Raw genomic sequence first — 15019 nt, forward strand, 5'->3', positions numbered from 1 at the left:
AGTCAGGCCGGCACGGGCGTGCGGCGCCAGGCGGCGGGGCCGGTCTTGTGGATCGAGTTGCCTGCCGTATCTACCGCCACGGTCACCGGCATATCCTCGACCCGCAATTCGTAGATTGCCTCCATCCCGAGATCCTGAAACGCCACGGGCTTGGCTTCCTTGATGGCTTTCGACACCAGGTAGGCCGCACCGCCCACGGCGATGAGGTAGGCCGCCTTGTGCTTGGCGATGGCCTCGAGCGCCGCCGGCCCGCGTTCTGCCTTGCCGATCATCACCTTGAGCCCGGTGTCCGCGAGGATACGGTCGGTGAACTTGTCCATCCGGGTCGAGGTGGTGGGGCCGGCGGGGCCAATCGCCTCGTCGCGCACCGCGTCCACCGGTCCGACGTAGTAGATCGCGCGGCCTTTCAGGTCCACCGGCAGCGGCTCGCCCCGGTCCAGCATCTCGATCATGCGCTTATGCGCGGCGTCGCGCCCGGTGTAGAGTGTTCCGGACACCAGCAGCGTCTGGCCGGGGGTCAGCGACCCGACCACCTCGTCGGTGAGGTTGTCGAGGTCGATTCGCGTCGCCTGAGCGCTGGCCTGATCGAGCAGGATCTCGGGCCAGTCGGTCACGTCCGGCGGGGTGAAGCTGGCCGGGCCGGACCCATCGAGCGTGAAATGCACATGCCGCGTGGCGGCGCAGTTGGGGATCAGGCCCACGGGCAGGGAGGCCGCGTGGGTCGGAAAGGATTTCACCTTCACATCAAGCACGGTGGTCACGCCGCCCAGGCCCTGCGCGCCGATGCCCAAAGCGTTGACGCGTTCGTATATCTCGATCCGCAGGTCCTCGGCGGTGCTGGACGGGCCGCGGCGCAGAAGCTCGGCCATGTCGATGGGCTCTGACAGCGATTGTTTGGCCAGCGCCATGGCCTTGTCGGCATTGCCGCCCACCCCGACGCCAAGGATGCCCGGCGGGCACCATCCGGCGCCCAGCGTCTCGACCGTCTGCACCACCCAGTCAGCGACCGACCCCGAGGGGTTGAGCGTGGTGAATTTCGACTTGTTCTCGGACCCGCCGCCCTTGGCCGCCACTTCGACCTCGATGGTGTCGCCCGCGACCATCTCGACCGTCAGCATGCAGGGCGTGTTGTCGCCGGAGTTCCTGCGCTTGCCGAAGGGGTCGACCACGACGCTGGCGCGCAGGGGGTTTTCGTCGCGCAGGTAGCCCTGCCGCGTGCCCTCGTCGCAGATTTCCTGCAGGGACCGCTTGAAGTCGGTCTTTGCCTCGACGCCGTACTTGACGTGGATGTTGGCCGATCCGGTGTCCTGGCAGATCGGCCGCCGCCCCAGCGCGCACATGCGGCTGTTGACGAGGATCTGCGCCATCGCCTGCTTCGCGCCCGGGTTTTCCTCGCGCTCCCAGGCCGCCGACATCGCCCGGACGAAATCCGGCGGGTGGAAGTAGGAGATGTATTGCAGCCCCTCGGCGATGGAGGCGATCAGGTCGTCTTCGCGGATGATGTGCATGGTTCAGCCCTCTTCGATGCGGCGGATCACGTCTGTGACGCTACCATCGCGGTATTCCGACACCGCGACAACGGGGCCGCGCGATTTTTCGGGCGGTGCCTTGGTCGCAGCGGCGGCGGCTTTCGCGTGCAGATCCTCGATGGAGAGCACGGTCAGGCCGGCGTGGCGCAGGCGCTCGGCCAGCTCGGGCCGCGCGGGATTGACCGCCAGCCCGGCTTCGGTGGCGATCACGTCGACGGTGGCGCCGGGGGTGGTCAGGGTGGTCACGCGGGGCACGATCTTGGCATATCCGGCGGCGATAAGCCGCGTGGTGACGATCGTCAGCCGCGCGCCCTGTGCAGCGTCCGCATGGCCGCCCGATCCGCCCGCGATCATGCCATTGGCGCGGGTGGTCACGTTGACGTTGAAGTCCAGATCGACCTCCGCCGCGCCGAGGACCACCGCCGACAGCCGATCCACCACGGCCCCGCCCACATGCGGCCCGGCATAGGCCGCCGCCGACATGCCCTGATGTGCAGGGTTGCGGGCGTAGGAGGCCGCGGCCTCGAGGTCGAAACACTGTACATCCATTAGGGCGCGGAACAGCCCGGCTTCGAGCAGCTTGACGTGAAAGCCGGTGATGCCGCCGCAGGCAAAGCTGCCGGTGGTGCCGCGCGCCTGCATCTCGTGGCCCACGGCCTGGGCCGTAGCCAGAGAAATGCCGCCCGCGCCGGTCTGAAAGGCAAAGCCATCCTGCAAGAGCCCGCTGGCGCGGATCGCGGCGGCAGCGTTGCCGGCGATTTCGAGGCTGGCGGCGTCGGTCGCGGGTTGCGTGGTGCCCGAGGCGATGCCTTGCGGGTCACCGATGCTTGGCACTTCGACCACATGGTCGACCTTGTCCTGCGGGATGTCCCGAGGCACCAGCGGATAGGGCAGCAGCGTGTCCGTGACCGCGACCACATGCCGGGCCACGCCCACATCCACCATAGGGTAGCCCAGCGTGCCGCAAGCGGCGCGGCCGAGCCTGCCGCTGACATTGCCCATCGCATCTGCGGCGGGGGCGGCGACAAAGGCCACGTCGATCGGCATCTGACCCGTCTCCAGCGCCCGCGCCCGCCCTCCGTGGGTGGTGAGCGTCACCGGCACGGCCAGCGCGCCCCGGCTGATCGCCGCGCCCACGGGACCCGAGATGAAGCTGGTGGTGATGCGGGTGACGACGCCGTGGCGGATGTGCTCGATCAGGGGCGCGTGGACGGGGAAGAGCGAGGTCACTGCGAGGTGCAGGTCGCGCAATCCGGCGGCAGAGAGCGCGTCCATGACGAGATTCAGCACCGCGTCGCCGTTGCGCAGGTGGTGATGGAACGACACCGTCGCACCGTCGCGCAGGCCGGTGGCGCGGATCGCCTCGGCCAGCGACGGCATGCGCTTGTCCGGCACGGCGCCGCGTGCGGCGCGGGTGGGCGTAACCGGGCCGAACCCCTCTACGATCTCCGGAAGGTCAGCCATGGCCAAGCCTCTTGGCAGCGATTTTCCCGGCGCGCATCGTGCTGTCCCCCTCGCGTTTGCGTTGCGGCAGGTCTTACCCAAGTCGCGGGCCGAGGCAAAGCCGCGTCAGCCGCCGAATTCCGTCCGCAAGGCCGCGTCCTGCGCACCGAGCGCCGGCACTTCGCCATATCGCGGAGCTGCGCCACGCACGATGGCACCGGGCGCCAGCATCTCGATCTCTGCCCCGCCGCTCTGCACGGTGATCACACGCGCCTGCGGATGCGCCATCAGGTCGTCCATGTCCGACAATCGGCCAAAGGCGACGCTGGCCGCGTTCAGCCGGGCGATCATCGCGTCCCGCGTATGCGCGGCAAAGACGGCGGCGATCGACGGCTCCATTTCGGCCCGGTTGGCGACCCGCAGATCGTTGGTCGCAAAGCGCGGATCGGTGGCCAGGTCGGGCGCCTCCAGCACCTCGGAGCATAGCCGCGCCCATTCGCGGCCGTTCTGCACGGCGATCAGCACCGCCTTGCCGTCGGCGCAGTCATAGGCGCCGTAGGGCGCGATGCTGGGATGGCTGAGGCCGACGCGGGCGGGCGCCTTGCCGCCGTAGCGCGCCTGCAGGTAGGGCACGTTCATCCAGTCGGCCAAGGCGTGGAACAGCGACACGTCGATGGCGCGGCCGCGCCCGGTGCGTTCGCGCACGAAGAGCGCCTGAAGGATCGCCTGCGCCGCGGTCATCCCCGCGGCGATGTCGCAGACCGAGACGCCGACGCGCGCCGGTCCGTCCGGCGTGCCGGTGATGCCGCACAGGCCCGTCTCGGCCTGAATCAGCATGTCATAGGCCTTCTGGTCGCGGGCCGGGCCGTCCTCTCCGTACCCCGAGATCGAGCAACAGATCAGCCGGGGATGCGCGGCGCAGAGCGCGTCGCTGCCGAAGCCCAGCCGCTCGGCGGCACCAGGGGCGAGGTTCTGCAGGAACACGTCAGCGCTGGCGATCATGCGCGCGAGGAGGACGTGATCCTCCGGGTCCTTGACGTTCAGCCGGATCGATTCCTTGCCGCGGTTGAGCCAGACGAAATAGGTGCTTTCGCCCCGCGCAAGAGAATCGTAGCCGCGGGCGAAATCTCCCTCGGGGCGCTCGATCTTGATCACCCGTGCGCCCGCATCCGCCAGTTTGGCGCTGGCATAGGGCGCCGCGACCGCCTGTTCCAGCGCCACCACGGTGATGCCCTCGAGATCCTGCATGCGCCTGCTCCTCCGCTTTTCGGGGAAACCTACAGGTGCGATGTCGCAATGACCATCAGATGCCGCCGAGGTGGGTCCCGTCCGCACCGAGGTGGATCACCTCTGCGGGCTGGCCCTCGACCAGGCGCCCGACGCTGCCCGGGTTTCGCAGGACCGCTGCCGGGGCCGAGGTGGCCATGCGCATGGCCTGCGCGGCGCCAAGACCCACCCGCTCGGTCAGCACATGCAGGGCAGTGGGCATGTCGAGATCGGCGCCGGCAAGCGTGCCGTCCTCAAGCGTCAGCCGCCCGTCGCGGCGCAGCACCCGTCGGCCGTTGAGCGTGAACTCGGTAATGTCGGACCCGACCGTGGACATGGCGTCGGTCACAAGGAAGATCGCGCCGGGGCCGGACTTGGCGGCCAAAGCGGCGCGCATCGACGCGGGGTGCACATGGATGCCATCGGCAATGAGCCCCGCCGACACCGATCCGGTGTCCAGCGCCGCCCCGACCAGACCCGGCTGCCGCCCCGAGATCTGGCTCATGGCGTTGAAAAGATGTGTGACGCAGGTCGCGCCCGCGGCGAAGGCCCGACACGCCGTGTCGTAATCGCAATCGCTGTGCCCCAGCGCCACGATCACGCCCGCTTCGGCCAGATGTGCGATCCGTTCGGGCGTGGCGCTTTCCGGGGCCACCGTCACCATGAGGTTTGGCAGCCGCCGCGCCGCATCGGTCAGGAAGTCGACGTCGGCATCCTCGAGCGGGCGGATCAGGTCGGGGTCGTGCGCGCCCTTGCGCGCCACCGACAGGTGCGGCCCTTCGAGGTGCAGGCCGATCACGCCGGGCACGCCATGCGCGATGGCGGTCTCGACCGCGTCGACGGCGGCGCGGCTGCGGTCGGGCGTGTCGGTGATCAGCGTCGGCAACAGCGCGCGGGTGCCGGTGGTGGCATGGGCCGCGGCGATGGCGGCGACCCCCGCGGCGGTGGTGTCGTCGTTGAACATGACGCCGCCGCCGCCGTTGACCTGCAGATCGACGAAGCCCGGCAGCAGCGTGCCGCCCGCGCGCCGTTCGGGCAGATAGCCCGCAGGCACTGCATCCGCCGGGACCAGCCCGGCAAAGAGCGGCCCGTCCAGCAGCAGCGCCATGTCGCGATGCAGCGTCGTGCCGTCGAAGATGTCGGCCCCGGTCAGCGCGCGCCGGGTCATACCGTCTCCGTCACTTTGCGCAGGTGTCGCGGGCTGTCCGGGTCGATGCCGCGCGCCCGCGCCACCGCTTCGACCATGCCGTAGAAGGAGACGATCAGGGAAATCGGATCGGTCAGGGGATGCGCGGTGCGCGCCGTGGGCAGGGCGGTGGCGCCGCGCACCTGCGCCGAGGTCGCATAGACCGACGCGCCCTTGTCGGCCAGCGCATCGGCGACCGACGCCAGAGACGCTTCGGCGGCGTCCGCGGCGCAGAGCGCGATGACCGGAAAGCCGCGGTCGACGATCGACACCGGCCCGTGCAGCACCTCGGCGGAGGAATAGGATTCCGCATGCAGCTGGCAGGTCTCCTTGAATTTCAGCGCCGCTTCGTTCGAGATCGCCAGCGCCGGGCCGCGCCCGAGGCAGTAGAGCGACCGGTGGCCGCCAAGTTCCGCGCCGAGTGCGCTCCAGTCCTGGTGCGCGGCCTCCTCCAGCACGCGGGGCAGGGCGTGGATGGCGGCGATCAGCTCGGCGTCCTGCTGCCATTCCGCCAGCAGCCAGACCGCCGCGACAGCAGAATTGACGAAGGTCTTGGTGGCCGCGACGCTCTGTTCGGCGCCGGCGTGCAATTCCAGCGTATGGGCGCTGACCTGAGCAAGGTCGCTGTCGGCATGGTTGGTGAGCGCAAGGCTCAGCGCGCCGCCCTCCGCCGCCATCTGCGCCATCCGCACGATGTCGGGGCTCTTGCCCGACTGGGATACCGCGAGGCAGGCGCTGTGCGACAGCTTCAGCGGCCGCGCGTAGATCGACGCCACCGACGGCCCGACCGAGGCAACGGGCACACCGGCGCAAAGCTCGGTTGCGTATTTGAAATAGGTGGCGGCGTGATCCGACGACCCGCGAGCCACCGAGACAAGGAAGGCCGGGTCGCGCGCGGCAAGCTCTGCGGCGGCAGCCTTGATGGCGGGTGCGCCCTTGCTCAGCAGGGTGTCGACGGCAGCGGGAATCTCGAGGATCTCGCGGCGCATGTGGGTGGGGTCGGACATGGTCATTCCTTTGACAGCCTGAGTTCCGCGACGAAGTTGTAGGCATCGCCGCGATAGAGCGATTGGGTGAATTCCGCCACGCGCCCGCTGGCGAGGTAGGAGGTGCGTTCGATCTTGAGCCCTGCATCCCCCGGCGCGATCAGCAGAAGGTCGGCCTCGGCCTCGGACACGTTCACCGCCGAGATTTTCTGCAACGCCCGCACGGGCCGGTGACCGTCGCGTTCCAGCACCTCGTAAAGCGAGGTTTCGACGGCCAGCGGGTTGGGCAGGATGTCCGTGGGCAGGGACGCGCGTTCGACCGCGATGGGTTCGCCGTCGGCCAGCCGCAGGCGGGTGATGCGCGCGACCGACTCCTCGGAGCTCAGGCCCAGCGAGGTCATCTCGTCCGGCGACGGCATGAACAGGCCGCGTTCGAGCCAGCGCGAGGTCGCGGCCTTGCCGCGGCGGGCCATGTCCTCGGAAAACGAGGTCAGGCGCGACAGCCGCTGTTCGATCTGCTCGGGGCGGGACGAGATGAACGATCCCGACCCCTGCCGCTGCACGATGGTGCCGTCTTCGGCCAGCGACTGGATCGCCTTGCGCACGGTGACGCGGCTGAAATCGGTGATCGCGGCGATCTCGCGTTCCGGGGGCAGGGGGCTGCCCGCCGGCAGGATGCCCCGGCGCACCCCGTCGCTGAGGCGCTGGCGTAGCTGCATGTAGCGCGGGCCGGCGTCGGGGCGGAACCAGTCCTGCGGGGCGAGAAACTCGGTGACGTTCATCGGGCGATGTCTCCGTCAAGCGCGGCGCGGGCGAGGGACAGCGCGCCGTCGAGCGCCGAGCCCTGCGGCGGGCACAGGCGCTGGCGCGTCTCGGGTGTCAAATACTCTGCGAAATGCGGGCCGATGCCGCCGGTGAGGCACAGCACCTCGTCCCCGCGCAGCTCGACGGCGGCAAGGCAGCTTTCGATGTAGTCGGCGCCGGCCTGCATCAGCGCGCGTCCCTGCGCATCGCCCGAGGCGGCGGCGTCGATCACCAGCGGCGCGAACTCCGCCAGCGCGCCCGGACTGGACGTGGCGCCAAAGGCGACCATGCGGGCCGGGGTGTCTTCAAATCGCTGCCAGATCTCCGACGTCAGCTGGCTGGGGTCGGAAAGCCCGTCCCAAACCAGCAGGCAGCGTTCCAGCGCCGAGCGACCCAGCCAGGCGCCAGAGGCCTGATCGCCGAACCTCAATCCCCAGCCGCCGAAATGCCGCAGGCTCTCGCCGCGCCGGACCGCGACGAAGGACCCGGTGCCGACCGCCGCGACGGCGCCGTCGCGGCTCCCCAGTGCCCCCGCCGCCGTGGTTGGGCGGTCGTCGGTGACGGTGATACGGTCGCAGGGCATCGCCGCCGCCAGCGTGGCCGCCTGCGCGGCGTCCATGATCCCCGCAAGCCCCAGATGCGCCACGCAGGACGCAAGCCCTGCCGGATCGAGCCCCGCCTCCTGTGCCGCGGCAGCGATGGCGGCCCGCAGGTTGCGCACGGTCGCGTCGGGATCGGAAGTGTAATTGGCCGCCCCGCCGCGCGTCTCGGCAAGGCGGCGGCCGGAGCGGTCGCAGATCGCCAGGCGGCAGCCGGAGCCGCCGCCGTCGAGGCCGAGGTAAGTTTGGGGCGTCGTATCGTTCATATAATACCGATACCATACCAAAATAGAGAAAGGAAGCTCAATATAAGGCCAAAAAGCCAAAATTCGCCTGTACTATGGCGGCGGAGCGCTATTGAGGGAGAAATTGGTAGACAAAAGGTATTGTATCGGTATGGTGTGGGAAAGCCGGAGGGATTCGCCCGTGACCCGTCACGACCACAACGCACACAGCGATCTGCCCATCGATGCGATGGCGCCCGATGCCGCGCTGTCCGCGATGCTGCGGGCGCAGGTGCTCGCGCTCGACAGCGTTACGCCGGCGCTGCCGCAGTTCGCCAGAGCAGCGGCGCTGCTGGCCGAGGTGCTGGGGCAGGGCGGGACGGTGCATTACGCGGCGGCGGGCAGTTCCGGGCTGATGGCCCTGGCCGATGCCTGCGAGTTGCCAGGCACCTTCGGCATCGCGCAGGCGCAGGTCCGCATCCACATGGCGGGCGGTGTTCCGTCAGGGGGTGTGATGCCCGGCGACACCGAGGACGACGCCGCCGAAGCGCAGTGCGCGGCGCGCCACCTGCGCGCCGGGGACCTCGCCATCGTGCTCAGCGCCAGCGGCACGACGCCCTATGCCATGGCCTTCGCCGAGGCGGCCCGCGCGGCGGGAGCGCGGATCGTCGCCATCGCCAACGTGGCGGGCGCGCCGCTGCTTGCGCAGGCGGATGTCGCCATCGCGCTGGAAACAGGGCCGGAGATCCTCGCCGGATCGACCCGGCTGGGGGCGGGCACGGCGCAGAAGGTCGCGCTCAACATGATCTCGACCCAGGCCGGAATTCTGCTGGGCCATGTGCATGACGGGTTGATGGTCAACCTCAAGCCCGACAACATCAAGCTGCGGCGCCGCGCCGTGCAGATCGTGGCCCGCGTCGCGCGGGTCGCGGACCCGGCGGCGCAGGCGGCGCTGGAAGCGACCGGATTCGACACCAAGCCCGCGGTGCTGGTGGCCGCCGGGGCGGACCTTGGGGCGGCCCGGGCGCTGCTGGCAGAACACAAGGGGCGGCTGGGTGCGTGCCTGGCCGCGCTGGCAGAAAAACCGATCATCTGACCAACACACAACAGGGAGAAAAAGATGACACCGACCACAAGAACATCGCTGAAAGGCGCGCTGCTCGCCACCACGCTGCTGGGCGCGGGGGCCGCGCAGGCGCAGGATGTGACGCTGACCATCGAAAGCTGGCGCAACGACGACCTGTCGATCTGGCAGGACGAGATCATTCCGGCCTTCGAGGCCGAACACCCCGCCATCAAGCTGAATTTCACCCCATCGGCGCCGGCGGAATACAACGCCGTGCTGAACTCCAAGCTCGACGCCGGATCGGCGGGCGACATCATCACCTGCCGTCCCTTCGACGCGTCGCTGGCGCTTTACGAGGCCGGGCATCTGACCGATCTCAGCGACCTCGACGGCATGTCGAACTTCTCGGACGTGGCGAAATCCGGCTGGTCCACCGATGACGGCAGCGCCACCTACTGCGTGCCGATGGCGTCGGTCATTCACGGCTTCATCTACAACAAGGAAGCCTTCGAGGAGGTCGGCGTCGAGGTGCCCGAGACCGAAGAGGAGTTCTATGCCGTGCTCGACGCCTTCAAGGAGGACGGCACCTATATTCCCATGGCCATGGGCACCAACGACCAGTGGGAAGCGGCCACCATGGGTTACAACAACATCGGCCCGACCTACTGGAAGGGCGAGGAAGGCCGCACCGCGCTGATCGCGGGCGAGCAGAGCCTGACGGACGAGCAGTGGGTCGAACCGTTCCGGCAACTGGCCAAGTGGGGAGAGTATCTCGGCGACGGGTTCGAGGCGCAGACCTATCCCGACAGCCAGAACATCTTTACCCTTGGGCGTGCCGCGATCTACCCGGCGGGCAGCTGGGAGATTGCCGGGTTCAACACGCAGGCGATCTTTGACATGGGCGCCTTCCCGCCGCCGGTCCCGGCCGCCGGCGACACCTGCTACATCTCGGATCACACCGATATCGGCATCGGCATGAACGCCGCGACCGAACATCCCGAGGCGGCGCGCACCTTCCTCAACTGGGTGGCCTCGTCGGAGTTCTCGAACATCTTCGCCAACGCGATCCCGGGCTTCTTTCCGCTCTCGGATGCCGAGGTGACGCTAGAGGACCCGCTGGCGCAGGAGTTCATTTCCTGGCGGGACGAATGCGAAAGCACGATCCGGTCGACCTACCAGATCCTGTCGCGCGGCACGCCGAACCTGGAAAACGACACCTGGAACGCCTCGGCCGCCGTGATCAAGGGCACCGAGTCGCCCGAGGACGCCGCCGCGCGCCTGCAGGACGGGCTGGCCAGCTGGTACGAACCCCAGCAGTAAGCCTGCCGCTCCGGGCCGCCGCCGCGCGGCCCGGACACCGCCCCAACCCCAAGCGCCAAGGAGACCGAAGATGGCCCAGCCGTCCAAGAAGCCGTTTCGCTGGCATATCGCCGTGTTCCTGGCGCCTGCCGTATTCGTCTACACGGCGGTAATGATCTATCCGCTCTTCAACACGCTGCGACTGTCGCTCTATTCGAGAGTGGACCAGGAACGCGTCTGGGTCGGACTGGACAATTTCCGCACCCTTTTCGGGGACGCGATCTGGTCCGAGCAGTTCTGGAACGCGCTGGGCAACAACACCTGGTTCTTCGTCATCCACATGGCTGTCCAGAACCCCATCGGCATTGCCCTGGCGGCGCTTCTGTCCTCGCCACGGCTGCGCTTTTCGGCCTTTTACCGCACCGCGATCTTCATCCCGACGATCCTGAGCTTCGTCATCGTGGGCTTTGCCTGGAAACTGATCCTGTCGCCGATCTGGGGCATCGCGCCGGGCATGCTCGACGCCATCGGGCTCAAGTTCCTCTACGCGCCCTGGCTCGGCAAGGAGGAATACGCGCTGACCACCCTGAGCCTCGTCTCGGTCTGGCAATATGTCGGCATCCCGATGATGCTGATCTATGCCGCCCTCCTGTCGATCCCCGACGAGATCCTCGAGGCCGGGGAATGCGACGGCATCACCGGCATGAGCGCCTTCTGGAAGATCAAGCTGCCGCTGATCCTGCCCTCCATCGGCATCATCTCGGTCCTGACCTTCGTGGCGAATTTCAATGCATTCGACCTGATCTATGCCGCCCAGGGCGCGCTGGCGGGTCCGGATTTCTCGACCGACATCCTAGGCACCTTCATGTACCGCACCTTCTTCGGCTTCCAGTTGCAGTTGGGCGATCCGCACATGGGGTCAACCATCGCCAGCGCCATGTTCGGGATCATCCTGATCGGGGTCTGCATCTACCTCTTCGGCATCCAGCGCCGCCTGCGCAGCTACCAGTTCTGAGGAGCGAGAAAGATGAACACGGCCCGCCGCACCCTTGGCCCGACGATCGCCGCCCATGGCGTGATGATCCTTTACACGCTGATCGCGCTCTTCCCGGTCTTCGTGATCGTCACCAACAGCTTCAAGTCCCGACGCGCGATCTTTCGCGACCCGCTGGGCCTGCCGACGTCCGAGACCTTTTCGCTGGTCGGTTACGAGACCGTGCTGAAGCAGGGGGATTTCTTCCTCTATTTCCAGAACTCGATGATCGTCACGGTCGTCTCGCTGGCGTTGATCCTGATCTTCGGGGCCATGGCGGCCTTTGCCTTGGCCGAATACCGGTTTCCGGGCAATGCTCTCATGGGGCTGTACCTGGCACTGGGCATCATGATCCCCATCCGCATCGGGACCGTGGCGATTCTCGAGATGATGGTGAGCACGGGGCTGGTGAACACGCTGACGGCGCTGATCCTCGTCTACACGGCACAAGGGCTGCCGCTGGCAGTGTTCATCCTGTCGGCCTTCATGAAGGGCGTGTCGGACGATCTGAAGAACGCCGGGCGGATCGACGGGCTGTCGGAGTACAAGATCTTCTTCCGGCTGGTGCTGCCGCTGGTGCGTCCTGCGATGGCGACGGTGGCGGTGTTCAACATGATCCCGATCTGGAACGACCTGTGGTTCCCGCTGATCCTGGCGCCGGCCGAAGAGGTCAAGACCCTGACGCTGGGCAGCCAGGTCTTCATCGGGCAGTTCGTCACCGACTGGAACGCGGTGCTGTCGGCGCTGAGCATGGCGATCCTGCCGGTCATGGTGCTTTACGTGGTCTTCTCGCGTCAGCTGATCCGCGGGATCACCAGCGGGGCGGTGAAATGAGCGCGTTTGGCGAAACCGGGGCCGATGGGCTGTCCCCGCCTGTGGGGGGCGGTCGGGGGCTGCCCGGGCGCAAGGCCCAAGCCATCAAGAGATTTCGGAGGTCAGAGCAATGATCAGGGTTCTCATCGCCGGGCTCGGCAACATGGGCCTGTCCCACGCGCTGGCCCATCACCACCACCCGGATGCACAGATCGTGGCTCTGGTGAACCGGTCCGGCACCGTCGACCACCCGGACCTCGCCGCCTATCCGGTCTTCACCGACTTGCGCGCGGCCCTGGCCGAAACCAGCCCCGACCTTGCCGTCATCGCCACCTATACAGACACCCACGCGGACTATGCCATCGCCGCGATGGAGGCCGGCGCGCATGTCTTCGTGGAGAAACCGCTCGCCGCGACCGTGGCCGACGCCGCCCGTGTCGTCGACACCGCGGCGCGGCTCAACCGCAAGCTGGGCGTCGGCTATATCCTGCGCCATCACCCCAGTTGGCAGCGGCTGATCGCCGAGGCGCGCGGTCTGGGCGGGCCGTATGTCTTCCGCCTGAACCTCAACCAGCAATCCACCGGCGCGACCTGGGAGACGCACAAGCAGTTGATGCAGACGACCTCGCCGCTGGTCGACTGCGGCGTGCACTACGTCGATGTCATGTGCCAGATCACCGATGCGACACCCGTGCGCGTCAACGGCATGGGCCTGCGGCTCAGCGACGAGATCCCGGCCGAGATGTACAACTACGGCCAGTTCCAGGTCACCTTCGACGACGGGTCGGTCGGATGGTACGAGGCGGGGTGGGGGCCGATGATGTCCGAAACCGCGTTCTTCGTGAAAGACGTGGTCAGCCCCAACGGTGCCGTCAGCATCACTGACGGCAACAAGGGCAACTCGGACGACGTGGACGGCCATACCCGCGTCGGCGGACTGCTGGTGCATCGCCCGGGCCGCGATACAATCATCGAGCTGCCGGACGAGCCGGGCCACCAGCAGCTTTGCGATGCCGAACAGGCGTGGATCCTCGATGCCATCTCGACCGATGCCGACCTGTCGCGCCACATGCAGGACGCGCTGCAATCGCTGGCGATCTGCCTTGCGGCGGATGAAAGCATCCGCACCGGCCAATCCATCCAGTTGGGAGATCCGACATGACCGCCCTCTCGCTTGAAAACGTCAACAAGTCCTTCGGCACGGTGCATGTGCTCAAGGACATCGACCTGACCGTGGAGGAGGGCGAATTCGTCGTCTTCGTCGGCCCCTCGGGCTGCGGGAAATCCACGCTCCTGCGAGTGATCGCGGGGCTGGAGGACGCGACCAGTGGCACGGTCCGGATCGGCGGCGACGTGGTCAACAGCGTGCCGCCCGCCAAGCGCGGCATCGCCATGGTGTTCCAGTCCTACGCTCTTTACCCTCACCTGACGGTCAAGGACAACATGGGGCTGGGTCTGCGCCAGGAAGGGGCGGACAAGTCGGTGGTCGAGGCGCAGGTGGCCAAGGCCAGCGCCATGCTCGACCTCGACAGCTACCTGACCCGACGCCCGGCGGAACTGTCCGGCGGCCAGCGCCAGCGCGTCGCCATCGGCCGCGCCATCGTGCGCGATCCGAAACTGTTCCTTTTCGACGAGCCGCTGTCGAACCTTGATGCGGCGCTGCGGATGAACACCAGGGTCGAGATCGCCAATCTGCACCGCACTCTGTCGGCCTCGATGATCTACGTGACCCACGACCAGATCGAGGCGATGACCCTTGCCGACAAGATCGTGGTGCTGCGCGACGGGCGGGTCGAACAGGTGGGCAGCCCGATGGAGCTTTACAACAACCCCGCCAACCGCTTCGTGGCGAGCTTTCTCGGCTCTCCGGCGATGAATTTCCTCGACCGCTCGGTGCCGGGCCTGGCGCCCGGTCGCACCATCGGCATCCGCCCCGAGTATCTCAGCCTCAGCGAAGACGGCCAGATCGCCGGGACGGTCACCCATGTGGAACGGCTGGGCGGCGACACCAACCTGCTGGTGCGCACCGATCAGGACGAAACCCTGACCGTGCGCCTGTTCGGGCAGGATCCGACCGAGGTGGGCGCGCAGGTGCGGCTGGGCTTCGACCCGGCGCGGGCGTTTCATTTCAACGCGGCACAGGAACGGGTCACCGCCGACGCGGCCTGAGCGGGCACGTCAGTCGCGCAGCAGGACTTCGTTCAGGACGCACCAGGACTGGATCAGCCGCACCGCCGCATCGGCGACAACCCGCCGCCGTTCGAACTGGATCGCCTTGGCCTGGTGGGTGACGTCGATCACCGGGTTGCCGGGGGTGGTGTCCTCGAATAGCCCCGTGTGTTCGGGATTGTCCGGCCCGAGATCGAACTGCGACCCGATGGCGAGCGACGGCAGACCCTCGAAGTCGCGCAGCCGTTCCAGAAGCAGAAGATTGTAGAAGCGTTCGCCGTCCTTGCGCTGGTTGTGGAACACGACCTGGGTGCGCTTGCGTCCCTCGAGCGTTTCACGTAACTCGGCCCGCGCTGCGCCATTTTCGAGATCGCCCTGCAAAAACCGGCAGTTCTGCCCCAACATTTCCTCGCCGTATCCGGTCATGCGACTAAATGCGGAATTGATGAAGACGAGCGGATGATCCGGCAACGACACGTTGGAAATGGTCAGGGCGTAAGGTAAGCGTTGCAGCTTGTCCCTGAGCGCGCCAAATTGCAGGTCGTTTGTGGAGGGCATTCGTCTATCTCTTCACGCAGTTGCGGGTTTATAGGTCTGGGAAT

Annotated in this window: 14 protein-coding genes; 6 read left to right on the forward strand and 8 right to left on the reverse strand. The window is 67.5% G+C overall.

The window, feature by feature from the left end; genetic code table 11:
* Positions 1 to 2 precede the first annotated feature (2 nt).
* The 7 genes from DU478_RS16700 to DU478_RS16730 form a co-directional block, all read right to left on the reverse strand.
* Positions 3 to 1508 carry a fumarate hydratase gene (locus tag DU478_RS16700; protein ID WP_114512108.1) on the reverse strand — a complete coding sequence of 502 codons (1506 nt, stop codon included), beginning with the start codon at positions 1506 to 1508 and terminating at the stop codon, positions 3 to 5.
* Between the two features lie 3 nt (positions 1509 to 1511).
* The gene (citF, locus tag DU478_RS16705) at positions 1512 to 2993 is read right to left on the reverse strand and encodes a citrate lyase subunit alpha (RefSeq protein ID WP_114512109.1); all 1482 of its coding nucleotides are present in this window, start codon (positions 2991 to 2993) and stop codon (positions 1512 to 1514) included.
* A gap of 105 nt (positions 2994 to 3098) precedes the next feature.
* Positions 3099 to 4220 carry a CaiB/BaiF CoA transferase family protein gene (locus DU478_RS16710; RefSeq protein ID WP_114512110.1) on the reverse strand — a complete coding sequence of 374 codons (1122 nt, stop codon included), beginning with the start codon at positions 4218 to 4220 and terminating at the stop codon, positions 3099 to 3101.
* A 55-nt stretch (positions 4221 to 4275) separates the two neighbouring features.
* Positions 4276 to 5406, reverse strand: a complete 1131-nt coding sequence (gene nagA / locus DU478_RS16715) for an N-acetylglucosamine-6-phosphate deacetylase (protein ID WP_114512111.1) — start codon at positions 5404 to 5406, stop codon at positions 4276 to 4278.
* Positions 5403 to 6431 carry an SIS domain-containing protein gene (locus tag DU478_RS16720; protein WP_114512112.1) on the reverse strand — a complete coding sequence of 343 codons (1029 nt, stop codon included), beginning with the start codon at positions 6429 to 6431 and terminating at the stop codon, positions 5403 to 5405. Before DU478_RS16720 ends, nagA begins: the two co-directional genes overlap by 4 nt.
* Positions 6432 to 6433: 2 nt before the next feature.
* Complete coding sequence (locus DU478_RS16725; RefSeq protein WP_114512113.1) at positions 6434 to 7192, reverse strand: GntR family transcriptional regulator; 759 nt, start codon at positions 7190 to 7192, stop codon at positions 6434 to 6436.
* On the reverse strand, positions 7189 to 8079 hold the full coding sequence (locus DU478_RS16730) for a BadF/BadG/BcrA/BcrD ATPase family protein (protein ID WP_114512114.1): 891 nt from the start codon (positions 8077 to 8079) through the stop codon (positions 7189 to 7191). Before DU478_RS16730 ends, DU478_RS16725 begins: the two co-directional genes overlap by 4 nt.
* A gap of 160 nt (positions 8080 to 8239) precedes the next feature.
* Here DU478_RS16730 and DU478_RS16735 point away from each other — a divergent pair, with 160 nt between their 5' ends.
* The 6 genes from DU478_RS16735 (at position 8240) to DU478_RS16760 (ending at position 14417) form a co-directional block, all read left to right on the forward strand.
* Positions 8240 to 9133 (forward strand): N-acetylmuramic acid 6-phosphate etherase, encoded by an 894-nt coding sequence (locus tag DU478_RS16735; RefSeq protein WP_233501376.1) that lies wholly within the window; start codon positions 8240 to 8242, stop codon positions 9131 to 9133.
* Between the two features lie 24 nt (positions 9134 to 9157).
* Positions 9158 to 10423, forward strand: a complete 1266-nt coding sequence (locus DU478_RS16740; RefSeq protein WP_114512116.1) for an ABC transporter substrate-binding protein — start codon at positions 9158 to 9160, stop codon at positions 10421 to 10423.
* Positions 10424 to 10493: 70 nt separating this feature from the next.
* Positions 10494 to 11417 (forward strand): carbohydrate ABC transporter permease, encoded by a 924-nt coding sequence (locus DU478_RS16745; RefSeq protein ID WP_114512117.1) that lies wholly within the window; start codon positions 10494 to 10496, stop codon positions 11415 to 11417.
* Between the two features lie 12 nt (positions 11418 to 11429).
* Complete coding sequence (locus DU478_RS16750) at positions 11430 to 12269, forward strand: carbohydrate ABC transporter permease (RefSeq protein WP_114512118.1); 840 nt, start codon at positions 11430 to 11432, stop codon at positions 12267 to 12269.
* 109 nt (positions 12270 to 12378) lie between these two features.
* Positions 12379 to 13410 (forward strand): Gfo/Idh/MocA family protein, encoded by a 1032-nt coding sequence (locus DU478_RS16755; RefSeq protein ID WP_199488364.1) that lies wholly within the window; start codon positions 12379 to 12381, stop codon positions 13408 to 13410.
* Positions 13407 to 14417, forward strand: coding sequence for an ABC transporter ATP-binding protein (locus tag DU478_RS16760; RefSeq protein ID WP_114512119.1), 1011 nt, complete (start codon positions 13407 to 13409; stop codon positions 14415 to 14417). The genes DU478_RS16755 and DU478_RS16760 overlap by 4 nt, the downstream gene beginning before the upstream one ends.
* A gap of 9 nt (positions 14418 to 14426) precedes the next feature.
* On the opposite strand, the gene DU478_RS16765 is transcribed toward DU478_RS16760, so the two are convergent.
* Positions 14427 to 14975 (reverse strand): PAS domain-containing protein, encoded by a 549-nt coding sequence (locus tag DU478_RS16765; RefSeq protein WP_114512120.1) that lies wholly within the window; start codon positions 14973 to 14975, stop codon positions 14427 to 14429.
* Positions 14976 to 15019: the final 44 nt, after the last annotated feature.

This window comes from Thalassococcus profundi, from assembly GCF_003344785.1.
Lineage (GTDB): Bacteria > Pseudomonadota > Alphaproteobacteria > Rhodobacterales > Rhodobacteraceae > Puniceibacterium > Puniceibacterium profundi.